Here is a 25,815-nt window from a genome sequence, read left to right as displayed (position 1 = left end):
GGCTCAGGGCAGCAGGTGTTGTACCGCGTCGCGCTCTTCGGCCAGTTCGGTTTCGGTGGCCTTCATTTTGGCCTGGCTGAACTCGCCGATCTCCGCGCCCTGAACGATCTCCCAGTCACCGCCCTTGCAACGGCAGGGGAAGGAGTAGATCAGGCCTTCGGCAATGCCGTAGGAGCCATCGGAGTACACGCCCATGGAGACCCAGTCGTCACCGTCGGTGCCCAGCGCCCAGGAGCGCATGTGGTCGATGGCGGCGTTGGCGGCAGAGGCGGCGGAGGAAGCACCGCGGGCCTTGATGATGGCGGCGCCGCGCTGCTGCACGGTGGGGATAAAGTCGGCCTCGTACCAGCTCTGGTCAACCAGGTCGATGGCCTTCTCGCCGCTTACCTTGGCGTTGAACAGGTCGGGGTACTGGGTGGCGCTGTGGTTGCCCCAGATGGTCATGTTGGTCACGTCGTTGACAGTCTTGCCGGTTTTCTGGGCAATCTGGGTCATGGCGCGGTTGTGATCCAGGCGGGTCATCGCGGTGAAGTTGCGCGGGTCGATGTCCGGCGCGTTGCGCTGGGTGATCAGGGCGTTGGTGTTGGCCGGGTTGCCCACCACCAGCACTTTGATGTTCTTGCTGGCGTTGTCGTTGATGGCCTTGCCCTGCACCGAGAAGATGGCGGCGTTGGCTTCCAGCAGGTCCTTGCGCTCCATGCCGGGGCCGCGGGGGCGGGCGCCTACCAGCAGGGCGTAGTCGGCGTCTTTGAAGGCCACGTTCGGGTCGTCGGAGCAGGTGATGCCGGCCAGCAACGGGAAGGCGCAGTCATCCAGTTCCATGCGCACGCCCTCAAGGGCTTCCATGGCGGGGGTGATGTCCAGCAGTTGCAGGATCACGGGCTGGTCGTCGCCCAGCATGGCGCCGGAAGCAATGCGAAACAGCAGGGCGTAGCCGATCTGGCCCGCGGCGCCAGTGACGGTGACTCGAACAGGTGCTTTCATGGAGAGGCGTCCTCAGTAGTCGGTTGGGGGGTATGTGGGGAAAATCGGGGCGCTCATTCTCCGGGGAAATGGATGAAAAAACAAGCAGCCCCCTGTAAAATGCGCCGCGAATCAACGACATGAAACCGCTCCCCATGCGCGAACTTTCCCGCAAGGAAAAAACCGAGTTCAACAAGCTGCAAAAGCGCCTGCGCCGCAACGTCGGCAACGCCATTGTCGACTACAACATGATCGAGGACGGCGACCGGGTGATGGTGTGCTTGTCTGGCGGCAAGGACTCCTACGGCATGCTGGATGTGCTGATGAACCTCAAGCAGAGCGCGCCGGTCAACTTCGAGCTGATTGCGGTCAACCTGGACCAGAAGCAGCCCGGCTTCCCCGAGGAGGTGCTGCCGGCCTACCTGGAGCAGCTTGGCATTCCTTATTACATCCTGGAGAAGGACACCTACAGCATCGTGCGCGAGGTGGTGCCGGAGGGCAAAACCACCTGCGGGCTGTGTTCGCGCCTGCGCCGGGGCAGCCTGTATGGCTTTGCCCAGGACATCGGCGCCAACAAAATCGCCCTTGGCCACCACCGGGACGATATTGTCGAAACCCTGTTCCTCAACATGTTCTTCCAGGGGTCCCTCAAGGCCATGCCGCCCAAGCTGCTCAGCGACGACGGCAAAAACGTGGTGATTCGCCCGCTGGCCTACTGTAAAGAGAAGGATCTGGCGGCCTACGCCGATTACAAGGCCTTTCCCATCATTCCCTGTAACCTCTGCGGGTCGCAGGAAAACCTCCAGCGCCAGCAGGTCAAGCAGATGCTGGCCGACTGGGAGCGCCAGTACCCGGGGCGCACCGAAACCATTTTTGGCGCCATTCGCAATGTGGCGCCGTCGCAGCTGGCGGATACAGGCCTGTTCGACTTCAGCAATCTGCGCGCCGAGGTCGACAGCGACCTCCACCTTCCCGGCATCCGGGTCGTCAACCTCTAGTGTCGGTTGCCGGCCACAGTGGCGCGGCAGTGGCCGCCGGCTCCCTGTTGCAGGCGCGGGGGCTGGGGCTGGAGCGCGGCGGCCGCGAGCTGTTTTGCGATCTGTCTTTCGCCGTGCGCCCCGGCCACCTGCTGCAGGTGGAGGGCGCCAATGGTGCCGGCAAAACCAGCCTGTTGCGCATTCTGGCCGGCCTGTCCCGCTACGGTTTTAGCGGCCAGGTGGAACGCGCTGCGCCGCTGCTGTACCTGGGCCATCACAGCGCCGTCAAGGCCATGTTGAGCCCGCGGGAAAACCTGGCCTGGCACATTGCCGGCGAGGGCAGCTACCGCGCGGATGAAATCGACACCGCCCTGGCCCAGGTGGGCCTGTACGGCTACGAAGACGTGCCCAGTCACACCCTGTCGGCGGGGCAGCACCGGCGGGTGAACCTGGCGCGCCTCTACCTGTCGCGCTCGCCACTGTGGCTGCTGGACGAACCCTTTACCGCCATCGACCGCGACGGCGTGGCGGCGCTGGAGGCTCTGCTGGTGCGCCATGCGCAGCAGGGCGGGGCGGTGGTGCTTACCTCCCACCAGCGCCTGTCGGTCAGTTACCCGGTGGCCCGGCTCGACCTGCGCGCGGGTTTGAAAGAGGGCTTGAGCGAGGGCGCACACACGTGAGTGCGCCAGGGCTGCTGGCCTTTTGCGGCCGCCTGCTGCGCCGCCAGTTGGTGCTGGCCCTGCGGCGGCCGGTGGATATCGGCAACCCCCTGCTGTTTTTTGCCATGGTGGTGGCCCTGTTCCCGCTGGGCCTTGGCCCGGCCCCGGCCGCGCTGGCCGGCTTTGCCCCCGGCATTCTGTGGATCATTGCCCTGCTGGCCAACCTGCTGACTGCCGACAACCTGTTTCGCGGTGATTTTGAAGACGGCAGCCTGGAGCAACTGCTGCTGTCGCCGCAGCCGCTGTACCTGTCGGTGCTGGCCTATGTACTGGCCCAGTGGCTGGTAACGGGGCTGCTGCTGGCTGTGCTGTCGCCGCTGTTTGCCCTGATGCTGGGCCTGCCGGGGGCGGCGGTGCCAACGCTGGTGGCCAGCTTGCTGCTGGGCACCGCGGTGCTCAGCCTGGTGGGCGGCATCGGCGCCGCCCTGACAGTGGGGTTGAAGCGGGGCGGCATGTTGATTGCCCTGCTCATTCTGCCCTTTTATATGCCGGTGCTGATTTTCGGCAGCGCCGCGGTGCAGGCGGTGGTCGGTGGCATGCCCGCCGCGTCGCACCTGGCCATTCTGGGTGCCATGCTGTGCCTGTCGGTGGCGCTGGCGCCACTGGCCATCAGCGCCGCCCTGCGGATCAGCATCGATGCCTGAGGCCGCGCCAAACACCCTTCCCATCAACACTGACAGGGCGCGGTTGTTGGCCCCCGGTCACGGAGTATAATGCCGCCGCTATGTGGTCTTTCTTTCACAAACTGGGCTCACCGCCGTGGCTGTACCGCATTACCGGTAGCATCCTGCGTTGGCTGTTGCCATTGACGCTCATCGCGCTGGCGGTGGGCGCCGTGTGGGGGCTGCTGTTCACCGCTCCGGATTTTCGCCAGGGCAACAGCTATCGCATCATCTATATCCACGTGCCCTCGGCGGTGGTGGCCCTGGCGGGCTACTACGTGATGGCCTTCGCCGGCGCCATCAGCCTGATCTGGAAAATGAAGATGGCCGACGTGGCGATGAAGTCCTGCGCGCCAGTGGGCGCGGCGCTGACCTTTATCGCCCTGGTTACCGGGGCCATCTGGGGCAAGCCCACCTGGGGTACTTGGTGGGTGTGGGATGCGCGCATTACCTCCATGCTGATTCTGCTCTTCCTCTATCTGGGGGTGATTGCCCTCTATGAGGCCTTTGACAACAAAGAGGCCGCCGGCAAGGCCTGCGCCGTGCTGACCCTGGTGGGCACCGTGAACATTCCCATCATCTACAAGTCGGTGGACTGGTGGTACAGCCTGCACCAGCCGGCCTCCATCAAATTTACCGGCGAATCCAGCATCGACCCGAGTATGCTGTACCCGCTGCTGCTGATGATCGGCAGTTTTTACGCACTGTTTACCTGTGCCCTGTTGATGAATATGCGGCTGGAAATCCTGCGCCGCGAATCCCGCACCGGCTGGGTGCGCAAACTGGTGGGAGCCTGATGTACTTCGATTCCCTGCATGCCGCCCTGGCGATGGAGGGTCACGGCCCCTTCGTCTGGGGCGCCTACGCCATTACGGCGCTTGTTCTGTTGACACTGCTGGTATCGCCGGTGCTGCGCGCGCGCCGCCTGCGCCGCGAACTGGCCGGTGACATTCGCCGCCGCGAGGCGGCTGCCGGGGAGGGTGGCTATGCATCCCGTACGTAAACAGCGGCTGATTGTGGTGCTGTGTGTGGTGCTGTTTTCCAGCGCCGCCATCGGCCTTATGGCCTACGCCTTGCGCGGCAATATCAACCTGTTCTTCCCGCCGGCGGAAGTGGCCGCCGGCAAGGCGCCCGTCGGCCAGCCGATCCGGGTGGGCGGCATGGTGGTGGATGGCAGTGTGCAGCGCAGCGACAACAGCCTGCGGGTGCGCTTTGAGGTAACGGACTACCAGGCCAGCGTGCCGATAGTGTACGAGGGCATTCTGCCGGACCTGTTCGACGAGGGGCAGGGCGCCGTTGCCGCCGGGGTGCTGGACGAAAACGGCGTGCTGCAGGCCACCGAAGTGCTGGCCAAGCACGATGAAAACTACATGCCGCCGGAAGTCGCCGACGCGCTGGAAAAATCCAGGGCGCAAATGGGCGCGGGTAACGCGGATAAGGCGGGCAAGGGGCAGGGCGAATGATTCCAGAGTTCGGGCACTTTGCCCTCATTATTGCCCTGTGCCTGGCGGTGCTGCTGGCCACCGTGCCCCTGTGGGGCGCCTGGCGGCGCAACACCGGCGCCATGGCGCTGGCGCCGGGGCTGGCCATGGGCCTGCTGGTGTTTACCGGCATCGCGTTTGTGTGCCTGACCACCGCTTTTTTGCAGGACGACTTCTCGGTCGAGGTGGTGGCCAACAACTCCAACAGCCTGCTGCCGCCCATCTATAAATTCTCCGCCGTGTGGGGCAACCACGAGGGCTCCCTGCTGCTGTGGGTGCTCATTCTCGCGGTGTGGACGGCGGCGGTGGCTCTCTTCAGCCGGGAACTGCCGCTGCTGGTGTTGTCGCGGGTGCTGGCGGTGATGGGCTTTGTGGCGGTGGGTTTTCTGTCCTTCTCCCTGCTCACCTCCAACCCCTTCGCCCGGCTGATTCCCGGCACCCCGGCAGACGGCCAGGACTTGAACCCCCTGCTGCAGGACCCGGGCCTGATCATTCACCCGCCGCTGTTGTACATGGGCTATGTGGGCTTTTCGGTGGCCTTTGCCTTTGCCATCGCGGCCCTGCTGGGCGGGCGCCTGGATGCGAGTTGGGCGCGCTGGTCGAGGCCCTGGACCAACATCGCTTGGGCCTTTCTGACGCTGGGTATCATGCTCGGCAGCTGGTGGGCCTATTATGAGCTGGGCTGGGGCGGCTGGTGGTTCTGGGACCCGGTCGAAAACGCCTCCTTCATGCCCTGGCTGGCGGGCACCGCCCTGCTGCATTCGCTGGCGGTGACCGAAAAGCGCGGCCTGTTCAAAAGCTGGACGGTGCTGCTGGCCATCTTCGCCTTCTCCCTGAGCCTGCTGGGCACGTTTCTGGTGCGCTCCGGGGTGCTGACCTCGGTGCACGCCTTTGCCACCGACCCGGCCCGCGGGCTGTTCATTCTGGTGTTCCTGGCCATTGTGGTGGGTGGCTCCCTGACCCTGTACGCCCTGCGCGCGCCGGCGGTGAACAGCCGGGTGAGTTTTGCCTGGCTGTCGCGGGAAACCCTGCTGCTGGTGAACAACGTAGTGTTTCTGGTGGCCACCCTTACTGTGCTGTTCGGCACCTTGTTCCCGTTGCTGATGGACGCCCTGGGGCAGGGCAAGTACTCGGTGGGCCCGCCGTATTTCAACGCCGTATTTGTGCCGCTGATGGCCCTGCTGGTGCCCTTCATGGGCCTGGGGCCGGTGTCCCGCTGGAAGCGCGACAGCGCCCAGCGCTGGAAGGCCGAGCTGCTGTTGCCGACCCTGGCCGCCCTGGCCTGTGGCCTGACCCTGCCGCTGCTGCACGGCGAGTACAACCTGTGGGTGGCGTTGGCGCTGGTGCTGGCGGGCTGGCTGTTGCTGGGCCTGCTGCGGGATGTGTGGTTCCGCCTGCGCGCCGCGCCAACCCTGGCCCGTGGCCTGCGCCGCACGCCGGCCAGCTACTGGGGCATGGTGCTGGCTCACCTGGGTTTTGCCGCCTGTGTGGTGGGGGTGGTGGCCACCAGCCAGTACAGCATCGAGCGCGACCTGAAAATGGAGGTTGGCCAGGCAGAAACGCTGGCCGGCTACCGCTTTGAATTTGTGGAGTTGGCCAATTTCCGCGGCCCCAATTACCTGGCCGACGAGGCCCGCTTTGTGGTGTCCCGCAATGGCGAGGAAGTGGCCCGGCTGGCGCCCCAGAAGCGGCGCTATCTGGCCAGCAACCAGATTATGACCGAGGCCGCCATCGACGCCGGCCTGTTCCGCGACCTTTACGTCGCCATGGGCGAGCCGGTGGGGCAGGGCGGTGCCTGGGCGATTCGCCTGCATTACAAGCCCATGGTGCGCTGGATGTGGCTCGGCGCCATCTTCATGGCGGTGGGCGGTTTTGTCACCGTGATGGACAAACGCTACCGCCGCCAGCGGGCGGCGCGGGCAGCTGGCGCAGGGGAGGTAGCCCATGGCGCCCAGGCTTAAACTCTTCCTGCCGCTGATCCTGTTTGCGGTACTCGCCCTGTTCCTGTTCCGGGGCCTGTCACTGGACCCGCGGGCCATGCCCTCGGCCCTCATCGACAAGCCCTTTCCGGTGTTCTCCCTGCCGGCCCTGGAAAGCGGTGAAACGCTGGACCGCAGCCTGCTGCTCGGCAAGGTGAGCCTGGTCAACATCTGGGCCACCTGGTGCATCTCCTGCCGGGTGGAGCACCCCTACCTCAACCAGTTGACCGAGGCTGGCATTCACATCGTCGGTGTGAACTACAAGGACGATGACGCCGCCGCGCAGCGCTGGCTGGCCGATCTCGGCAACCCCTACAGCGTCAATATTGTTGATGCCGATGGCAATCTCGGCCTTGACCTCGGCGTTTACGGCGCGCCGGAAACCTACTTTGTCGATGCCGAGGGCGTCATTCGCTACCGCCATGTGGGGGTGATCGACGAGCGGGTTTGGCGCAGCAAGCTGGCGGCCATTTATGCGGAGATCGGCGGCGAACTGCCGCCCGCACTGGCGGAGGCCGGGCCATGAAAAGGATGATCGCACTGCTGCTCGGGTGCTGGGTGCTGGCCGCCGGGGCGGTGATCGAAACCTACGAGTTCAGCTCGCCGGAACTGGAGGCGCGCTACCACGCCCTGAGCCAGGAGCTGCGCTGCCCCAAGTGCCAGAACCAGAACATCGCCGACTCCAACGCACCCATCGCCCAGGATCTGCGCAAGCAGCTGTATCAACAGCTGGAGTCCGGCGCGACGGATGCCGAGATTCTCGACTACATGGTGGCCCGCTACGGTGAGTTTGTGCGCTATCGCCCCGAGATGGGCGGGGCCACCCTGATCCTGTGGTTGGCGCCGGTGCTGCTGCTGGCGGTGGGGATTGTGGTGGCGCTGGCGGTGCTGCGCTCCCGGCGCGATGCCGACAGCCGGGCCCTGACCGAAGAAGAGCAGCGCAAGCTGCAGGAAATGCTGGAGCGGGAGCAAGACGCTTGACCACCTTTATTCTGGCCTGTGCGGGACTGGTCCTGCTCAGCGGCCTGTTTTACCTGTTTCCCTCCCGTCGCGGCAGCGGCGCCGAGGCCTTGGAGCGCGCCAACTTCGAATGGTACCGCCTGCGCCAGCAGGAGCTGGCCGAGGGCGGGGACGACGCCCTGGACGACGACGCCCGCCTGCGCCTGCTGGAAGAAGAACAGGCCCGCGCCAACGCCAAAACCAGCGTGAGGGCCGAAAGCCAGCGCTTCCCCGGCTGGTTGCTGTTGCCGGTGGTGGCGGTAGCCGCTTTCGGGCTGTATTACCTGCTTGGCGCCGCCCCGGATGTGGTGCTCAACCAGCGCCTGCAGCAACTGGATGAATCGGCCTCGGCCACCGAGGTCTATGCGGTGATGTCGGCGGTGGAGGCGCGCTCGGCCCAGCGCCCGGACAACCTGCATTACAAAGCGCTGCTCGGCCGCTACTACATGGGGCAGGAGGAGTACACCCAGGCCGCCGACACCTACAGCGTGATGGCCGATGCCGCCCCCGGCGACGCCTACGCCCTGGCCTACGCCGCCCAGGCCCGCTATCTCGCCGCCGGCCGAGTGCTGGATGACGAATCCCAGCGTCTGGCGGAGGCCTCCCTGGCCATCAACCCCCACCAGCGTACCGCCCTCGGCCTGCTGGGCATGGTGTCCTTCGAGCAGGGCCAGTACCGGGCTGCCATCCAGTACTGGGAGCGCCTGCGCGCCACCGAACAGCCGGGGTCCGACAGCGACCGCATGATTGCCGGCGTTATCGAGCAGGCGCGGCAAAAGCTGGGCGAATCCGGCGCCGAGAGTGCTACCAGTGAAGCCGGCCTGGCTGCCGCTGAACCCGCGCCGGGTGCGGGCGTGGGCGAAGGTGTGACCGTGCGTGTCTCCCTGCCGGAAGGGGCCGAGCTTGACCCGGATGACACCGTGTTCGTGCTGGCCCGCAACCCCGACAGCGGCAGCCGCATGCCCATTGCCGTGCAGCGCCTGCGGGCCGCCCAGTTGCCGATGACCCTGCGCCTGGATGACAGCAGCTCCATGGCCGGCCAGAAGCTGTCCCAGACCGAGAAGGTCGTGGTGGTAGTGCAGGTTTCACCCAGTGGCCAGCCCGGTGAAGCCAGCGCCAGCTGGCTGGGGCGCGGTGGCCCCCTGGCGCCCAGCGCCAACGTGGATGAAGTGGTAGAGGTCGTGCTGAGCCCGCGGCAGGGCTAGGGGGCCAAGCCCCAAAGATTAAAGCGTTTGCGTCATGGCCAGCGTTGCAGGGCAGTATCGATCATGACCCCAGCCAAAAACAGACTCGAAAACAGCCGCGTGTGCCGGAAGGCCCAGGCGGAAAACCACAGCGGCCAGGCCTCGTGTGGATAGTTGGCCGGCCGCTGGTCGGGTTTGGGCGCGCCGAAGCGGGGCCACAGGGCCAGCAGGCGCGGCAGGCAGGCCAGCACCAGTAACAGCGGCCAGCCAAATTCGTCCTGCCACACCAGCGCCAGGCACAGCAGATACTGGCACAGCAGCAGGGCGCGGGTGCATGCGCGTGCCAGCCCATCCCCCAGCAGCACCGGCAGGGTGTTGACCCCCTTGGCGCGGTCGGCTGGCATTTTGTCGATGTGCTTGCCAAACAGCACAGCCGTTGGCCCCAGGGCAAACACCATGCTCAGGGTGGTAACCGGCCAGCTCCACTGGCCGCTGGCGATATAGTAGCTGCCACCCACCATCAGGGGGCCCCACACCAGCAGCACCGCCGGCTCGCCCAGCCCGTAGTACTTCAGCGGCCAGGTATAAAAAAGCACAAAGAAGGCACCGGCCAGCATCAGGTGCAGGGTCACCTCGCCCCGCAGCGCCACCAGCCACAGCCCCAGTGCCAGCGCCAGCAGGCCGGTGGGCGCCAGGTAACGCCAGAAGCCGGCCTGGCTCACCAGGCCATCTTCCAGAATGTGCACGCCGTACTGTTTGCGGTAGTCGTTGTCGCGGTCGATGCCGCGGCGGCTGTCACTGTAGTCGTTCAGCAGGTTGTTGGTGGCGTGGGCCAGCAACAGCCCGAGGGTGCACAGCAGCCAGGGCAGGGTGTCGAAGCGCCCGTCGCGCCAGGCCAGCAGGCCGCCCAGGGCCGCCGCGGCCAGGGTCATGAACAGCACCGAGGCGCGGCAGGCCAGCAGCCAGCGCGCCAGCGGGTCCAGTGCCTGCCATTGCTGGGCGCTGAGCTTGGGCATGTGGGTGAGGGCGCGGCCCCACATCTGCAGGTTTGGCATCGGGCTCCGGAGGGGGGCTGTTTTAGGGATTTATGGGCTGCGGGCATAGTGTTACCGAATTAAGTCCGATACACTAGATGTAGTGTTCCGGGGTCGCTGAAAATCCGTTCCCTTTCGGGATAAAACCTTATAAAACAGCAGGGTGCGAAAGTTAGTTAAGGTCATATGAGACTCAAGTCCATCAAGCTGGCCGGTTTCAAGTCCTTTGTCGACCCGACAACCGTCAGCTTCCCCAGCAATATGTGCGCAGTTGTCGGCCCCAATGGCTGCGGCAAATCCAATGTTATCGACGCCGTGCGCTGGGTGATGGGGGAGTCTTCCGCCAAGAACCTGCGCGGCGAATCCATGACTGACGTGATCTTCAACGGCTCGGTCAACCGCCAGCCAGTGGGGCAGGCGTCCATCGAACTGGTGTTCGACAACAGCGATGGCGGCGTCGGCGGCGAATACGCCAGTTACGCCGAAATCTCCATCAAGCGCCTGGTGACCCGCGAGGGCCAGTCGGAGTACTTCCTCAACGGCACCAAGTGCCGCCGCCGCGACATCACCGACATCTTCCTTGGCACCGGCCTTGGGCCGCGCAGCTACGCCATTATTGAGCAGGGCATGATTTCCCGGCTGATCGAATCCAAGCCGGAAGAGCTGCGGGTGTTTATTGAAGAGGCCGCGGGCATCTCCAAATACAAGGAGCGGCGCAAGGAAACCGAGAGCCGGATGCGCCGCACGCTGGAGAACCTGGAGCGCCTCACCGACCTGCGGGACGAACTGGAGCGCCAGCTTCAGCACCTGCAGCGCCAGGCCCAGGCAGCGGAAAAGTACAGCGAATTCAAAGAGGAAGAGCGCACACTGAAGGCACAGCTTCAGGCCCTGCAGTGGCGCGAGCTGGATGTTCAGGTGCGCAGCGCCAGCCAGGCGATTGCCGAGCTGGAGGTCAAGCTGGAGTCGGTGCACGCCGAGCACCAGCAGGTGGACACCGCCATCGAGCAGCACCGGCTGGAGCACACCGACCGCAACGACGCCTTCAACAAGGTGCAGGCCAATTACTACGCCCTTGGCTCGGAAGTGGCCCGTATCGAGCAGACCATCAAGCACCAGCAGGAGCGCGGGCGCCAGCTGCAGGACGACCTGAGTCAGACCCTCGCCAGCCTGGCCGAATCCGAAACCCACCTGGGCGAAGACAGCCGCAAGCTGCAAGCCTGGGAGGCCGAGCGCGAGACCCTGGCGCCGGATCTGGAGATGCTGCAAGCGGTGGAAGAGGGCTCCGCCGAGGCCCTGCTGCTGGCGGAAGAGGCCATGCACGCCTGGCAGCAGCGCTGGGACGACTTTAACCAGCACGCCGCCGAGCCGCGCCAGCAGGCCGAGGTGCAGCAATCGCGCATCCAGCACCTGGAGCAGGCCATGCAGCGCCTGCAGAACCGTATCGGCCAGCTGGAGCAGGAGCGCGAGAACCTGGCCTCCGGCCCAGCGGACGACGAGATAGAAGCCCTCGGCGAGCAGCTGGCGGAAACCGAGATGGTGATGGCCGAGCTGGAGCAGCGCGGGGAATCGCTGGTTGATGACCTGGGCGGCCACCGCGAGCGCACCGAATCCCTGGGCGCGGAGCTGGACCAGCTGCGCTCCACACTGCAGCAAAAGCGCGGCCGGCTGGCCTCGCTGGAAGCACTGCAGCAGGCGGCCATGGAAGACAGCGACCAGGCCGTCGGCGACTGGCTGCGCGATGCCCAGCTGAGTGACCGCCCCCGCCTGCTGGAGAAACTCGACGTTGAAGAAGGTTGGCAGCTGGCGGTGGAAACCGTGCTGGGTGCCGATCTGCAGGCGGTGTGTGTCGACGACCTGGCCGGTTTTGGCGATCGCCTTGCCGCCCTCGAAAAAGGCCAGCTGACCCTGGTGCAGGACGGCCCCGCGCCGGCACCGGCCAGCGACGCGCTGGCCGCCAAAGTGCGTAACGGCGGCCTGGCCGGCAGCCTGCTGGCCGGCGTAAAAGTGGCGCAGGATTTGCCCGCCGCCCTCGGCCTGCGCGCCGGGCTGGCCGCCGGTGAATCGCTGATTACGCGCGATGGTATCTGGCTCGGCCCCAACTGGGTGCGGGTCACCCGGCTCAGCGACCAGCAGGGCGGTGTCATCCAGCGCCAGCAGGAGCTGGAAAGCCTGGCGGCGGAGGTCGAGCAGCTGGCCGGTGACATTGCCTCCCTTGAAGCCGAGCAGCAGGGCGCCCGGGAGCAGATTCGCCAGCTGGAAGAGCAGCGCCAGCAGGGCCAGCGCGAGCTGCAGGCGGCTACCCGCCAGCACGCCGAATACAGTGCCCAGCTGTCGGCGCACCGGGCCAAGGTGGAGCAGATCACCGCCCGCCGCGAGCGCCTGCAGGCCGATATAGAAGAGGCCCGGGCTCAGTTTGCCCAGGAGCAGGAATCCGTCGCCGAGGCGCGGCAGATTCTGTCTGAAGCCATCGAGCGGATGGAGACCGATTCCCGCGAGCGCGAGGCCCTGCTGTCTACCCGCGATGAAACCCGCAGCAACCTGGATGCAGTGCGCCAGAAGGCGCGCCACGACAAGGACGCCGCCCACCAGGCCGCCATGCGCTCGCAGTCACTGGATACCCAGCTCAACGCCGTGCGCCAGACCATCGAGCGCACCCGCAGCCAGGTGGCCCAGTTGCAGGAGCGCCGGCAGGTGCTGGAAGCCGGCCTCAACGAATCCGACAACCCGCTGGATGCCCTGCAGGAAGAGCTGGATGCCCAGCTGGAATTGCGCCTGCAATCCGAGGGCGAGCTCACCGAGGCCCGCCAGGCGATGGCGGAAGTGGAGCACGCCCTGCGCCAGGCCGAGCAGCAGCGCGGCGCCATCGAGCAGCGCGCCCAGGCCGTGCGCAGTGAGCTGGAGCAGTTGCGGCTCAAGCACCAGGGCCTGCAGGTGCAGCGCGAAAACATCCAGCGCCAGCTCACCGAAAACGAACACGACGTGCAGCAGGTGCTGGACACCATGCCCGAGGGCGCCAACGAAGACGAGTGGCAGCGCTCGTTGGAGCGGGTGGCCAACCGTATCGCCCGGCTGGGGCCGATCAACCTCGCCGCCATCGACGAGTACAGCCTGCAGTCCGAGCGCAAGAACTACCTGGATGCCCAGAACGAAGACCTGCACACCGCGCTGGAAACCCTTGAGTCGGCCATCCGCAAGATCGACAAGGAAACCCGCAACCGCTTCCGCGACACCTTCGACAAGGTGAACAGCGGCCTGCAGGAATTGTTCCCGCGCGTCTTCGGCGGCGGCAGCGCCTACCTTGAACTGACCGGCGACGACCTGCTCGACACCGGCATCTCCATCATGGCGCGGCCCCCGGGCAAGAAAAACAGCACCATTCACCTGCTCTCCGGTGGCGAAAAGGCACTCACCGCCATCGCGCTGGTGTTCTCCATTTTCCAGCTTAATCCGGCGCCTTTCTGTATGCTGGACGAGGTGGACGCGCCGCTGGACGACGCCAACGTTGGCCGCTATGCGCGCATGGTGAAGGAGATGTCCGAGAAGGTGCAGTTCATTTACATCACCCACAACAAGATCTCCATGGAACTGGCGGATCAGTTGATGGGCGTCACCATGCACGAGCCGGGCGTATCCCGGCTGGTGACGGTAGACGTGGAAGAGGCGGCCGAGCTGGCCGCAAGTTAATTGAGATCGAGTCAGAACGGGCGCGAGTGATATGGCGGACTTAACGATTCGGGACTGGATGGTCATCATCGGGACGCTGCTGATTCTGGCAGTGCTGGCCGATGCCTGGCGACGAATCTATCAGGACCGGCGCGCGCCGGTGCGTATGAAACTGTCCGCATCGGGCGACGAGGGTGAAGAGGACGGGCGCAGCGCCCGCGATATCGACCTGGCCTGGCTGAAAGAATTGCCTAACGGCGGTGCGAGAGTGGTGGATCGCGATGCCGGACGGGACGATGAGTACGACGCGAGCCCTGAGACTGACGACGAGATCGGTGACGAAGCGATGGGCGAGTCCGCCCCCGAACCGCGGGCGGCCCAGGCTCCCATTGAGCCGGCAGCCGTCGCTGAAGACCCGCTGGATGAAGCCGCAGGAGCCGCACCGCTGTCAGAGCCCGTGCCGCCGCGCCAAACCGCACAGCCTGCACGCGCCGTGGCCGGGTCGGAACCGGCGCTGAAACAAGCGCCGCCACAGCAATCGTCTCAACAACAGCGCCAGTCACCAGCGCCCCGGCAGGCAGAATCCGAAACAGCGCCCCGTTCCCGCCCATCCAGCCGCGACGAGGACGATGTGGAGCTGTTCAGCGGCATGAGCAGCAGCGACGAACCGGAAAACCTCGACTGGCTGGACGCCCTGGAAGCGGAGCCGAAGCCGGAACCGGCGATGGGCGGCCAGACCCGCGCCCAGCTGCCCCGCGATGTGGCCTCCGAGGTCTTCATGCTGAATGTGGTGGCGCGCGATCCGCAGGGCTTTCGCGGCGATGACATCATGCAGATCCTGCTGGCCTGTGGCCTGCGCTTTGGCGACATGAGCTTCTTCCACCGTCACGAGCACGATACCGGCAAGGGCCCCATCCAGTTCAGCGTGGCCAACATGCTGCAACCCGGCGTGTTCGACATCGATCGCATGGATGACTTCACCACCAAGGGGCTGGTGTTCTTCGTCACCCTGCCGGGCCCCGACGACATGATGAAGGCCTACGACTACATGCTGGAGACCGCCCAGGCGGTGGCCCGCAACCTGAAGGGCGATGTGCTGGACGAAACCCGCAGCGTACTCACCCGCCAGACCCTGGAACACGCCCGCCAGCAGATTCGCGATCTCGAGCGCCGCCTGCTGGCCAAGGCGCGCTGACTTTGCTGGCAGGCAAGTCCGGGAAGACGCAGGCGTGACAGCAGCAAGCCCCGAGCAGGAAGCGGCCCGCCTGCGAGAGCAGCTCGAGCAGTGGAACTACCAGTACTACGTGCTTGATGACCCCAGTGTGCCGGATGCCGAGTACGACCGCGCCATGCGCCAGCTGGTGGAGCTGGAAACCCAGCACCCGGCGCTGCTGCGCCCGGATTCACCCAGCCAGCGCGTTGGTGGTGAGCCCCTGGCGGGCTTTACCCAGGTGCGCCACGAACTCCCCATGCTGTCGCTGGACAACGCCTTCAATGCCGACGAGCTTGAGGATTTTAATCGCCGGGTACTGGAGCGCCTGAAGCTGGCGCCCGATACCGAGTTGGAATTTGCCTGCGAACCCAAGCTGGACGGGATTGCCGTCAGCCTGCTGTACCGTGACGGCGTGCTGGAGCGCGGCGCCACTCGCGGCGATGGCACCACCGGCGAAGACATTACCCACAACGTGCGCACCATCCAGTCGGTGCCCCTGCGCCTGCGGGGCAGTGGCTACCCACAGGTACTGGAGGTGCGTGGCGAAATCTACCTGCCCAAGGCTGGCTTTGAAGCGCTGAATGCCCGCGCCCGGGAGAAGGGCGAGAAGACCTTCGTCAACCCGCGCAATGCCGCCGCCGGCACCCTGCGCCAGCTGGATGCCCGCCTGACCGCCGAGCGCCCGTTGCAAATGTGCTGCTACAGCGTGGGGCTTTACCAAGGGGGCGCGTTGCCCGAGCGGCAGTCGGACATCCTCGAGCAACTGCACCAGTGGGGCCTGCGCATCAATCCTGAGTCAAAAGTGGTGCGCGGCTTTGCCGCCTGCGATGCCTACTACGACGAACTCGCCCAGCGCCGCGACGCCTTGCCCTACGACATCGACGGTATCGTTTACAAAGTGAACGAGCTGGCCCTGCAGGAACAACTGGGCGCGGTGTCCCGGGCCCCGCGCTGGGCCATTGCCCGCAAGTTTCCCGCCCAGGAGGAAGTCACCCGCCTGCTGGCGGTGGAATTCCAGGTGGGCCGCACCGGCGCCGTTACGCCGGTGGCGCGGCTGGAGCCGGTCTTTGTGGGCGGGGTCACCGTGAGCAACGCCACCCTGCACAACAGTGACGAGATCGAACGCCTGGGTGTGATGGTGGGCGATAGCGTGATCGTGCGCCGGGCCGGGGATGTGATTCCCCAGGTGGTGTCGGTGGTACAGGCCGAACGCCCGGACGATGCCAGGGCGGTGGTGTTCCCCAGCGCCTGCCCGGTGTGTGGCTCGGCGCTTGAGCGCGAGCCCGACGAGGCGGTGCTGCGCTGCATGGGCGGGCTGGTATGCGGCGCCCAGCAGAAGGCGGCCCTGCGGCATTTTGTGTCGCGCCGCGCCATGGATATCGACGGCCTCGGCGACAAGCTCATTGAGCAGTTGGTGGATCAGCAACTGGTGGATAACGCCGCGGGCCTGTTCCACCTTGAGAAAACCCAGCTGACCAACCTGGAGCGCATGGGCGAAAAATCCGCCGACAAGCTCTTGAAGGCTCTGGAGGCCAGCAAGCACACCACCCTGGAGCGTTTTATTTTCGCCCTGGGCATTCGCGAGGTGGGCGAGGCCACCGCGCGCAACCTGGCGCGCCACTTTGGCAGCTGGGAAGCCCTGTCGGCGGCCTCCGAAGAGGCCTTGCTGGCGGTGCCGGATGTGGGCCCGGTGGTGGCCGACCACCTGCGCCAGTTCTTCGACGACGCCGGGCTGATGGGCGTGGTCGAGCAGTTGCGGGCGGCCGGCGTGCACTGGCCGGATGTGGAAGTGGTGGCCGCACAAACCCTGCCGCTGGACGGGCAGACCTGGGTGGTGACCGGCAGCCTGCAAGCCATGGGCCGCAGCGACGCCAAGGCCCACCTGCAGGCGCTGGGCGCAAAAGTAGCGGGCAGCGTGTCGGCCAAAACCCACTGCGTGGTGGCGGGCCCCGGTGCCGGTTCCAAGCTCGCCAAGGCAGAGCAGCTGGGTATTGATGTTATCGACGAGGCGGCCTTTGTCGCGCTACTGGCCGAACATGGAGTCACCCTTTGAGCCTGTTTCGTTGTTGTCTGTTTGGTTTTCTCCCGTTTCGCCAGTTGCGACTGTTTTGCGTGCGTCGTTCAAGCTTTCGTTTGCCGGGTTTTAGCCCCGCTGGCTTTAGCCTGTCCGGTGCTGCCCCGCTGCGGCTCAGCCTGGCCTGTTGTGTGCTGGCGCTGCTCGGCGGCTGTGCGTCCACGCCCCGCAACGTGGACAACATCTGCAGTATTTTCTACGAGAAGGACGACTGGTACGAAGAGGCGGAAGACGCACGCAAGGAGTGGGGCAGTCCGATTCCGGTGATGATGGCCATCATGCACCAGGAGTCCCGCTTTGTGGCGCGGGCCAAGCCGCCGCGCAAAAAAATCCTCGGTTTCATCCCGGGCCCGCGGCCGTCGGACTCCTTCGGCTACAGCCAGGCGCTGGGCTCCACCTGGAAGAGCTACAAGCGCGACGCCGGCCGCTACGGCGCCGACCGCGACGACTTTGGCGACGCCATCGACTTCATCGGCTGGTACAACTACCAGTCCTACAAGCGCAGCGGCATCAATCGCGCCGATACCTACCGCCTGTATCTGGCTTATCACGAGGGGCACGGCGGTTATAACCGCGGCACCTATCGCAGCAAGGCCTGGTTGCAAAACGTGGCTAAAAAAGTTTCCCGGCGCGCCGCCAGTTATAGCGCGCAGCTGGCCACCTGCGAGGAAGACCTGCAGGACGACGGCTGGTTCTTCGGCATCTTTTAAAGCCACCTGCCGGCGCGGTTTAATATGCCGCCCGCGCCGCGCCAAACCCGCGCCGTTACAGCATTTTCATGTAATTGAATGAGTGCGGCGGGTGAAAAGCCCCGGCAGCTGTGACAAACTCCAAAGACCTAAATAATAGACGCGGGGCCCTGTACCCGCGCGGGAGTAAGTCGCTGCTGTGGAACCGACCGATGTAAAGAACCCGGAGTACTTTCACAAGGTGGTGGACTGCCAGTACGCCTGTCCAGCCCACACCCCGGTACCCGAATATATTCGCCTGATCGCCGCCCGGCGTTACACCGAAGCCTACATGATCAACTGGGAATCCAACGTGTTTCCCGGTGTGCTGGGCCGCACCTGTGATCGCCCCTGTGAACCCGCCTGCCGGCGGGGCAGGATAGAAAAGGAGCCGGTGGCTATCTGCCGCCTGAAACGGGTGGCCGCCGACAACAAGGGCGAGGTGCGCGATCGCATGCCCGCCATCCCGGAGCAGAAAAACGGCAAGCGCATTGCCTGCATCGGCGCCGGGCCTGCCTCCCTCACCGTGGCTCGCGATTTGATGCCGCTGGGCTACAGCATCGACATCTACGACAACCAGATTGCCGGTGGCGGCATGATGCGCAGCCAGATTCCCTCCTTCCGCCTGCCCATCCAGGTGCTGGACGAAGAGGTGAACTTCATCCTCGACATGGGGGTGACGACTTTCTTCGACATCGAAGTCACCAGCATGCAATCCATCATCGACAAAGGCTACGATGCCATTTTTGTCGGCACCGGCGCGCCGCGTGGCAAGGGGCTCGAATTGCCGGGCCTGGCCGAGGCGGGGGATGCCGTGCACGTCGGTATCGACTGGCTGTCCAGCGTGGCCTTTGAGCACATCGACAGCATCGGCAAAAAGGTGCTGGTGCTGGGCGGTGGCAATACCGCCATGGATTGCTGCCGCACCTCCAAGCGCCTTGGCGGAGAGGATGTGCGCGTGGTGGTGCGCAGCCCCTTTGCCGACATGAAGGCATCGCCGTGGGAAAAAGAGGATGCCATGCACGAGGGCATTCCCATCTACGACAACCACACGCCGAAGGAATTTGTCATCGAGGACGGCAAGCTCAAGGGCATGCTGTTCGAGAAGGTGGAGGCCAAGTACGACGACAACGGCAAGCGCAGCCTGGTGCCCACCGGTGAGGACTGGGTGTTCATGGAGGCGGACGATGTGCTGATGGCCATCGGCCAGGAAAACGCCTTCCCGTGGATTGAGCGCGACCTCGGCATTGATTTTGACAAGTGGGATATGCCGGTGGTGGATGAGACAAGCTTCCAGTCCACCAATCCGAAGATCTTCTTCGGTGGCGATGCCGCCTTTGGCCCGGAGAACGTTATCACCGCCGTGGCCCACGGCCACCAGGCGGCGGTGAGCATCGACCTGTTCTGCCGCGGTGAATCGGTGCAGGATCGCCCCGCGCCGCGCACCAACCTCATCAGCCAGAAAATGGGCATTCACGAGTGGAGCTACGACAACGCCGTGGAGAACGACGAGCGTTACATCGTGCCGCTGGCGCCGCTGGAGAAGGCCCTGGGCGATCGCAAGGTGGAGGTGGAACTGGGCTTCGACCAGGAAATGGGCTTCAAAGAAGCCGAGCGCTGCCTGAATTGCGACGTGCAAACGGTGTTCGAGGAAAGCCGCTGTATTGAGTGCGACGCCTGCGTGGATATCTGCCCCACGGACTGCATCAGCTTTACCGCCAATGGCGATGAGCAGGAACTGCGCGGGCGCCTGAGTGCCCCGGCCGGCAACCTGGCCCAGGATCTCTACGTGTCGGAGGCTCTTCCGACAACCCGGGTGATGGTCAAGGATGAAAACGTCTGCCTGCACTGCGGCCTGTGCGCCGAGCGCTGCCCCACCACGGCCTGGGATATGCAGAAGTTCCTGTACAACGTCAGCAAAGCGGGGCAGGCGGCATGAAGTCTCTCGAAGCAGTCAACGAATTCGTCATCAAGTTCGCCAACGTCAATGGCACCGGCTCCGCCAGCGCCAACAACCTGTTTGCCAAGGCCCTGTTCCGCATGGGCCTGCCGGTCAGCCCGAAGAACATCTTTCCCTCCAACATTCAGGGCCTGCCCACCTGGTACGAAGTGCGGGTGAGCGAGAAGGGCTACCTGGGCCGGCGCGGCGGCGTGGACATCATGGTGTCGGTCAACCCCCAGAGCATGCCCCAGGACATCAAAGAGGTGGAGCCGGGCGGTTACTTTATCTACGACGACACCAAGCCCCTGGACCTGCGCCTGATTCGCAATGACGTGAACATCATCGGCCTGCCGCTGACCCGTATCTGCAATGAGCAGTACGACGATCCGCGCCAGCGCCAACTGTTCAAGAACGTGATTTACGTCGGCGCCCTGGCGGCCCTGCTGGACATGGATTTTGCCGTGCTCACCCAGCTGGTGGGTGACCAGTTCAAGGGCAAGGAAAAACTGGTGCTGCCGAACATTCACGCGCTGGAGCTGGGCCACCAGTATGTGAAGTCCAACCTGCAGTGCCCCATCGGCATCACCGTGCGCGCCAGCGACCAGGTGGGGGATAAAATCCTGCTGGATGGCAACACGGCCCTTGGGCTTGGCGCCATCTACGGCGGCGCCACCGTGGCGGCCTGGTACCCGATCACGCCGTCTACCTCGGTGGTGGATGCCTTTGAAAAATACGCCAAGCGCCTGCGCATCGACCCGGGCACGGGCGCGCGCAATTACGCCATCGTTCAGGCCGAGGATGAGCTGGCCGCCATGGGCATGGTGATTGGCGCCAGCTGGAACGGCGCCCGCGCCTTTACCGCCACCAGCGGCCCCGGCCTGTCATTGATGAGCGAATTCCTGGGCCTGGCCTATTTCGCCGAGATACCCACTGTGCTGTTTGATGTGCAGCGGGCAGGCCCCTCCACTGGCATGCCCACCCGCACCCAGCAGTCCGACGTGCTGTCGGCGGCTTACGCCTCCCACGGCGATACCAAGCAGGTGCTGCTGTTTCCGGCAACGCCCAAGGAGTGCTTCGACATGGGGGCGGCGTCCTTCGACCTCGCCGAGCGTCTGCAGACGCCGATCATCCTCATGACCGACCTCGACCTTGGCATGAACGATAATATGTCCGAGCCCCTGCACTGGGATGACGAGCGCAGGTACGACCGCGGCAAGGTGCTGTCGGCAGAAGATCTGGACAAGATCGAGCGCTACGGTCGCTACCTGGATGTGGACGGCGACGCCATCTGCTATCGCACCTATCCGGGCACCCACCCGGAGAAGGGCGCCTTCTTTACCCGTGGCACCAGTCGCGACGAGTACGCCGTGTACACCGAGCGCGGTGAGGAGTACGAGAAGAACATGCACCGGTTGATGGCCAAGTGGGAGACCATCAAGGAATACGTTCCCAAGCCCGAGGTGGTGCGCAGCAAGCAGGCCACCGACACCGCACTGCTGTACTACGGCACCAGTGAAGAGTCGTCCCGCGAGGCTATGGATTACCTGGCCGAGGATGGCATTCACGTGAATGCCATGCGCGTGCGCGCCTTCCCCTTCAACGACGAGGTGGAGGCCTTCCTGCACGAGCACGAGCGGGTGTTTGTGATCGAGCAAAACCGCGACGCCCAGTTGCGCACCCTGCTGATGGCGGAGTTTGAGCTGGGGCCGGACAAACTCAAGTCGGTACTGTGCTTCGACGGCACGCCCATCAGCGCCCGCAATATCCGCAAGCAGATCCTGATGCAGATGCCCGGTCACAATGTGACCCCGCTGCGCCGCGAGCGCGTTGTTGGCAATGGAGAATAAGCAATGAGTTATCAGGTACCCAAGTTCCGCCACCCCGAACTGCCGCGCAACGAGCTGGGCTATACCCGCGCCGATTACGAAGGCTCCATTTCCACCCTTTGCGCTGGCTGTGGGCACGACTCCATTTCCGGCTCTATCGTGCGCGCCTGCCACGAGCTGTCACTGGAGCCCCACAAAATCGCCAAACTATCCGGCATTGGCTGCTCGTCGAAGTCGCCGACCTATTTCCTGGGTAAATCCCACGGCTTTAATTCGGTGCACGGGCGCATGCCCTCGGTGGTCACCGGTGCCGCCATGGCCAACCGCGACCTGCTGTATCTCGGCGTCTCCGGGGATGGCGACACCGCCTCCATCGGCATGGGGCAGTTTACCCACGCCATTCGCCGCAACCTGAACATGGTTTACATCGTCATGAACAACGGTTGCTACGGCCTCACCAAGGGGCAGGATTCGGCCACCGCCGACGAGGGCTCCGCCAGCAAGAAGGGCGACCCCAATCCCTTTGGCGCCATCGACCTGCCGGGCCTGGCGCTGCAGCTTGGCGCCACCTTTGTGGCGCGCTCCTTCTCCGGCGACAAGGAGCAGCTGGTGCCGCTGATCAAGGCGGCGATGAGCCATCGGGGCTTTGCCCTGATCGATGTGGTTTCGCCGTGTGTGACCTTCAACAACAACACCGCCTCCACCAAGAGCTATGAGTTTGTGCGCGAGCACGCGGCGGCCACCGGCACGGTGGATTTTGTACCCATGCGCGAGGAGATCACCACCAGCTACCCGCCGGGGCAGAGCCAGGAGGTCACCATGCACGACGGCTCGGTGCTGCACCTGCACAAGCTGTCGGAGGAGCTCGATCCCTTCTGTCGCAGCTCGGCCATGATGGCGCTGGAGCGCTATCGCAGTTCCGGCCAGATTCTCACCGGCCTGATCTACATGGACAAGGACTCCCGCGACCTGCACGAGGTGCTGGAAACCAGTCGCCGGCCGCTGAACACCCTGGCCGAGGAAGACCTGTGCCCCGGCGACAAGGTGTTGCAGAACATCAACGCCAGCCTGCGTTAGCAGGCACCGGCAACCAGGCACCTGCAACCAGGGAGCACCGCCCGGGCCGATTTTCACCCGTGTGGGTGCCCCGTGCCGCGCAATTGCCGGGGCTGTCATAACATTGTCATAATTCCATCATCTAATAGGCTCCTCACTCGGGAGCTATCAGGGATGTATGACCAATGAATGAACGCAAGGTGCTGATCGTCGACGATGAATTCGCCATTCGCGACATGCTGCGTATGGCGCTGGAAATCGCCGAGTTTCGCTGCCTGGAAGCGGAGAATATCCACGAGGCCTTCACCCGCGTAGTGGATGACCGTCCCGACATCGTTCTGCTGGACTGGATGCTGCCGGGGGGCAGCGGGCTGGAGTTGCTGCGCCGCCTCAAGCGCAATGACACCACCAAGGACATTCCCGTTATCATGCTCACCGCCAAAACCGCAGAGGATAATGTGATCCAGGGGCTGGATGTGGGCGCTGATGACTACATCACCAAACCCTTTGCCCCGCGGGAACTGATTGCCCGCATCAAGGCCCTGCTGCGCCGGGTGGCCGGTGGCGACGATGAAGATCGCATCCAGGTGGCCGACCTGGTGCTGGACGGCGAAAGCCGCCGCATCTTCCTGGCCGACGAGCCGGTGGATATGGGGCCCACGGAGTTCAACCTGCTGCAGTTTTTTATGTCTCACCCGGAACGGGCCTACACCCGCAACCAACTGCTGGACCAGGTGTGGGGCGCCAACGTCTACGTGGAAGAGCGCACCGTAGATGTACACATCCGGCGCCTGCGCAAGGCCCTGCAAACCGGCGAGCATGACTACAGCGACCTGATTCAGACCGTGCGCGGCACGGGCTACCGCTTCTCCAGCCGGGGAGTTGCTGCACGGTGAGAGTGCCGGGTGGCTGGCTGCTGGAGCTCCAGCGGCTTGGCCTTTTGATTGTTGCCGGCGGTGGTATCGGCTGGTTGTTTGGCCGACCCTGGCTGGGGGTGTCGCTGGCGCTGGTGGCGGTCACCATCTACTGGCTGCGCCAGTTGCTGATGATTCACCGCTGGCTGCAGGACCCGGAGCAGCAGGCTCCCGAGGGCATGGGCATCTGGGGTGAGGTGTTTGATGAAATTCACCACCTGCAGCGCCGCAACCGGGAGAACTACGCCCGCCTGCAATCCACCGTGGAGTACCTGCAGGATTCCTTCGCCGCCATGCGCGACGGGGTGGTCATGGTCACCAAGGGTGGCGCCATTGAATGGAGCAACACCGCGGCCCAGCATATGCTGGGGCTGCAATTTCCACGCGACCGGGGCCAGGCCCTGCTGAACCTGCTGCGTATTCCGGCCTTTCACAAGTATTTTCTGGCGGAAAACTACAGCGAGCCGCTGCAACTGGAGCTGGGGGGCGACAAACGGCGCATCTGCCAGATTGAAGTGACCCCCTTCGGCGCCGGCGACCGCCTGGTGTTCGTGCGCGACATCACCAAAATGGCCCAGTTGGAGCAGATGCGGCGGGATTTTGTCGGCAATGTGTCTCACGAATTGCGCACCCCGCTCACGGTCATCAAGGGCTACCTGGAAACCATCCTCGCCAACGCCAGCCAGCTTGAGCCGCGTTACGTGCGCCCCCTGCAGCAGATGGACCAGCAGGCCCAGCGCATGGAAAACCTGCTCAAGGATCTGCTCTGGCTGTCGCGCATCGAGAGCGTGGAAAGCCAGCCCAAGCACGAGCGGTTGGACGTGGCGGCCCTGCTGCAGGAACTGCAGGATGAAATGCAGACCTCCCACCCGGGGCGTCAGCTGAACCTGCAGCTGGACAGCAACGGCCAGGTGCTGGGGGATTACCGCGAGCTGCACAGCGCTATTTCCAACCTGGTGATCAACGCCTTCAAATACAGCGCCGAGGAGCAGCCGGTGACGGTGCGCTGGCAGGCGAAGGAGGGCGGCCTGGCCCTGTCGGTGGAAGATCGCGGCATCGGTATTGCCGAGAGCCACCTGCCGCGGCTGACCGAGCGCTTCTACCGGGTGGATGACAGCCGCTCGTCCCAGACCGGGGGCACCGGGCTTGGCCTGGCCATCGTCAAGCATGTGGCGGCCTCGCACCAGGCGCGGCTGGAGATTGCCAGCCGACCCGGCCAGGGCAGCACGTTCACCCTGCTGTTCAAGCCGGCCTAGGGCGTTGCCCGCTTATTTTTCCTGTACATGGAAATGTCATAAAACTGTCACAATTGGCGATTAACGTAGGCGCCACCCGAATACGGCCCTGGAGTGAACATGAAACTGATCAAAGCCGCCCTGACCGTCGTTGGCCTCGGCCTGGTAAACGCACTTCCCGCCGCCGCGGATGTGGACCCGGCGCTGCCCGACTATCAGGTGGCCAGCGGAGTGTCCGGCAACCTGTCCAGCATTGGCTCCGATACCCTGGCTAACCTGATGACCCTGTGGGCCGAGGAATTCAAGCGGGCCTACCCTAACGTGAACATCCAGATCCAGGCTGCCGGTTCCTCCACCGCGCCGCCCGCCCTCACCGAAGGCACTGCCAACCTCGGCCCCATGAGCCGCAAAATGAAGGACAAGGAAATCGAGGCCTTCGAGACCCGCTTTGGCTACAAGCCCACCGCTGTGCCGGTGGCCATTGATGCCCTGGCGGTGTACGTGCACAAGGACAACCCCATCGCCGGGATGTCTATTGCCGATGTGGATGCCGTTTTCTCATCCACCCGCCGCTGCGGGCGCGGCGATGATGTCAGCCGCTGGGGTGGCCTGGGGCTAGAGGGGGCATGGGCCTCCCGCGACATGCAGCTGTTCGGCCGCAACTCCGTATCCGGCACCTACGGCTACTTCAAGGAAGAGGCGCTGTGCAAGGGCGACTTCAAGAACACCGTCAACGAACAGCCGGGTTCGGCATCGGTGGTGCAATCGGTATCCACCTCCATCAACGGCATCGGCTACTCGGGTATCGGCTATAAAACCTCCAGCGTGCGGGCTGTGCCCCTCAGCAAAAAGCCCGGCGGCCAAACCGTAGAAGCCACCCCGGAGAACGCCGTGACCGGCGACTACCCGCTGTCGCGCTTCCTGTATGTGTACATCAACAAGGCGCCGAACAAGGCCCTGTCGCCGCTGGAGCGAGAGTTTGTGCGCCTGGTGTTCTCGCGCCAGGGGCAGGAAGTGGTGCTCAAGGACGGGTACATACCGCTGCCGGCCGCGGTGGTTGAGCGCTTCAGTGCACAACTCGGCCTGTAAGCAGGGCGTGCTGGAGGGGCCGCGCAGGCGCGGCCCCTTCGCCATTCACTTTGCTATTCCCACTGCGATGGTCGCGA

Annotated in this window: 22 protein-coding genes; 20 read left to right on the top strand and 2 right to left on the bottom strand. The window is 64.6% G+C overall.

Translation table 11 applies throughout. The annotated features are described in order from the left end of the window. Nucleotides 1-3 precede the first annotated feature (3 nt). Entirely contained in the window at nt 4-984 is a 981-nt protein-coding gene (locus DDZ17_RS06095) for a malate dehydrogenase (RefSeq protein ID WP_116365096.1), read from the bottom strand. 134 nt (nt 985-1,118) lie between these two features. On the opposite strand from DDZ17_RS06095, the gene ttcA reads away from it, so the two are divergent. From ttcA to DDZ17_RS06045, 10 genes are all read left to right on the top strand, one after another. Next, nucleotides 1,119-1,961, top strand: coding sequence for a tRNA 2-thiocytidine(32) synthetase TtcA (gene ttcA, locus DDZ17_RS06090; protein ID WP_116365095.1), 843 nt, complete (start codon nt 1,119-1,121; stop codon nt 1,959-1,961). Beyond that, a complete protein-coding gene (gene ccmA, locus DDZ17_RS06085; RefSeq protein ID WP_241505801.1) occupies nt 1,961-2,620 on the top strand; it encodes a cytochrome c biogenesis heme-transporting ATPase CcmA in 660 nt (219 codons plus the stop codon). The genes ttcA and ccmA overlap by 1 nt, the downstream gene beginning before the upstream one ends. Continuing rightward, nucleotides 2,617-3,303, top strand: coding sequence for a heme exporter protein CcmB (gene ccmB, locus DDZ17_RS06080; protein ID WP_116365094.1), 687 nt, complete (start codon nt 2,617-2,619; stop codon nt 3,301-3,303). Before ccmA ends, ccmB begins: the two co-directional genes overlap by 4 nt. Nucleotides 3,304-3,383: 80 nt before the next feature. Beyond that, on the top strand, nt 3,384-4,118 hold the full coding sequence (locus tag DDZ17_RS06075; RefSeq protein WP_116365093.1) for a heme ABC transporter permease: 735 nt from the start codon (nt 3,384-3,386) through the stop codon (nt 4,116-4,118). Next, nucleotides 4,118-4,324 carry a heme exporter protein CcmD gene (gene ccmD / locus DDZ17_RS06070; RefSeq protein ID WP_116365092.1) on the top strand — a complete coding sequence of 69 codons (207 nt, stop codon included), beginning with the start codon at nt 4,118-4,120 and terminating at the stop codon, nt 4,322-4,324. The genes DDZ17_RS06075 and ccmD overlap by 1 nt, the downstream gene beginning before the upstream one ends. Then, a complete protein-coding gene (gene ccmE / locus DDZ17_RS06065; protein ID WP_116365091.1) occupies nt 4,308-4,784 on the top strand; it encodes a cytochrome c maturation protein CcmE in 477 nt (158 codons plus the stop codon). The genes ccmD and ccmE overlap by 17 nt, the downstream gene beginning before the upstream one ends. Then, nucleotides 4,781-6,763 carry a heme lyase CcmF/NrfE family subunit gene (locus DDZ17_RS06060; protein ID WP_116365090.1) on the top strand — a complete coding sequence of 661 codons (1,983 nt, stop codon included), beginning with the start codon at nt 4,781-4,783 and terminating at the stop codon, nt 6,761-6,763. The genes ccmE and DDZ17_RS06060 overlap by 4 nt, the downstream gene beginning before the upstream one ends. After that, entirely contained in the window at nt 6,747-7,307 is a 561-nt protein-coding gene (locus DDZ17_RS06055) for a DsbE family thiol:disulfide interchange protein (protein WP_116365089.1), read from the top strand. Before DDZ17_RS06060 ends, DDZ17_RS06055 begins: the two co-directional genes overlap by 17 nt. Then, the gene (locus DDZ17_RS06050; protein WP_116365088.1) at nt 7,304-7,762 is read left to right on the top strand and encodes a cytochrome c-type biogenesis protein CcmH; all 459 of its coding nucleotides are present in this window, start codon (nt 7,304-7,306) and stop codon (nt 7,760-7,762) included. Before DDZ17_RS06055 ends, DDZ17_RS06050 begins: the two co-directional genes overlap by 4 nt. Continuing rightward, nucleotides 7,759-8,985 (top strand): tetratricopeptide repeat protein, encoded by a 1,227-nt coding sequence (locus DDZ17_RS06045; protein WP_116365087.1) that lies wholly within the window; start codon nt 7,759-7,761, stop codon nt 8,983-8,985. Before DDZ17_RS06050 ends, DDZ17_RS06045 begins: the two co-directional genes overlap by 4 nt. Nucleotides 8,986-9,017: 32 nt before the next feature. On the opposite strand, the gene DDZ17_RS06040 is transcribed toward DDZ17_RS06045, so the two are convergent. Further along, on the bottom strand, nt 9,018-10,019 hold the full coding sequence (locus DDZ17_RS06040; protein ID WP_170150165.1) for a prenyltransferase: 1,002 nt from the start codon (nt 10,017-10,019) through the stop codon (nt 9,018-9,020). Between the two features lie 165 nt (nt 10,020-10,184). On the opposite strand from DDZ17_RS06040, the gene smc reads away from it, so the two are divergent. The 10 genes from smc to DDZ17_RS05990 all read left to right on the top strand — a co-directional run bounded on the left by smc (nt 10,185) and on the right by DDZ17_RS05990 (nt 25,738). After that, nucleotides 10,185-13,682 carry a chromosome segregation protein SMC gene (gene smc / locus DDZ17_RS06035; RefSeq protein ID WP_116365086.1) on the top strand — a complete coding sequence of 1,166 codons (3,498 nt, stop codon included), beginning with the start codon at nt 10,185-10,187 and terminating at the stop codon, nt 13,680-13,682. A gap of 31 nt (nt 13,683-13,713) precedes the next feature. After that, the gene (zipA, locus tag DDZ17_RS06030; RefSeq protein ID WP_241505800.1) at nt 13,714-14,856 is read left to right on the top strand and encodes a cell division protein ZipA; all 1,143 of its coding nucleotides are present in this window, start codon (nt 13,714-13,716) and stop codon (nt 14,854-14,856) included. Nucleotides 14,857-14,890: 34 nt separating this feature from the next. Further along, the gene (ligA, locus tag DDZ17_RS06025; RefSeq protein ID WP_241505799.1) at nt 14,891-16,927 is read left to right on the top strand and encodes an NAD-dependent DNA ligase LigA; all 2,037 of its coding nucleotides are present in this window, start codon (nt 14,891-14,893) and stop codon (nt 16,925-16,927) included. Nucleotides 16,928-17,055: 128 nt separating this feature from the next. After that, complete coding sequence (locus DDZ17_RS06020; RefSeq protein ID WP_116366114.1) at nt 17,056-17,658, top strand: transglycosylase SLT domain-containing protein; 603 nt, start codon at nt 17,056-17,058, stop codon at nt 17,656-17,658. A 178-nt stretch (nt 17,659-17,836) separates the two neighbouring features. Continuing rightward, complete coding sequence (locus DDZ17_RS06015; RefSeq protein WP_116365084.1) at nt 17,837-19,615, top strand: FAD-dependent oxidoreductase; 1,779 nt, start codon at nt 17,837-17,839, stop codon at nt 19,613-19,615. Then, nucleotides 19,612-21,465, top strand: coding sequence for a 2-oxoacid:acceptor oxidoreductase subunit alpha (locus DDZ17_RS06010; protein ID WP_116365083.1), 1,854 nt, complete (start codon nt 19,612-19,614; stop codon nt 21,463-21,465). Before DDZ17_RS06015 ends, DDZ17_RS06010 begins: the two co-directional genes overlap by 4 nt. 3 nt (nt 21,466-21,468) lie before the next feature. Next, nucleotides 21,469-22,521 (top strand): 2-oxoacid:ferredoxin oxidoreductase subunit beta, encoded by a 1,053-nt coding sequence (locus DDZ17_RS06005; protein ID WP_116365082.1) that lies wholly within the window; start codon nt 21,469-21,471, stop codon nt 22,519-22,521. Nucleotides 22,522-22,685: 164 nt separating this feature from the next. Next, nucleotides 22,686-23,396 (top strand): phosphate regulon transcriptional regulator PhoB, encoded by a 711-nt coding sequence (gene phoB / locus DDZ17_RS06000; RefSeq protein WP_116365081.1) that lies wholly within the window; start codon nt 22,686-22,688, stop codon nt 23,394-23,396. Next, a complete protein-coding gene (phoR, locus tag DDZ17_RS05995; protein WP_116365080.1) occupies nt 23,393-24,670 on the top strand; it encodes a phosphate regulon sensor histidine kinase PhoR in 1,278 nt (425 codons plus the stop codon). Before phoB ends, phoR begins: the two co-directional genes overlap by 4 nt. Before the next feature lie 99 nt (nt 24,671-24,769). Next, on the top strand, nt 24,770-25,738 hold the full coding sequence (locus DDZ17_RS05990) for a PstS family phosphate ABC transporter substrate-binding protein (protein ID WP_116365079.1): 969 nt from the start codon (nt 24,770-24,772) through the stop codon (nt 25,736-25,738). Nucleotides 25,739-25,815: the final 77 nt, after the last annotated feature.

This window comes from Parahaliea mediterranea (assembly GCF_003402235.1).
Lineage (GTDB): Bacteria > Pseudomonadota > Gammaproteobacteria > Pseudomonadales > Halieaceae > Parahaliea > Parahaliea mediterranea.
Note: the sequence above shows the minus strand (reverse complement) of the source record. Positions and strands in the feature narration are given on the sequence as shown.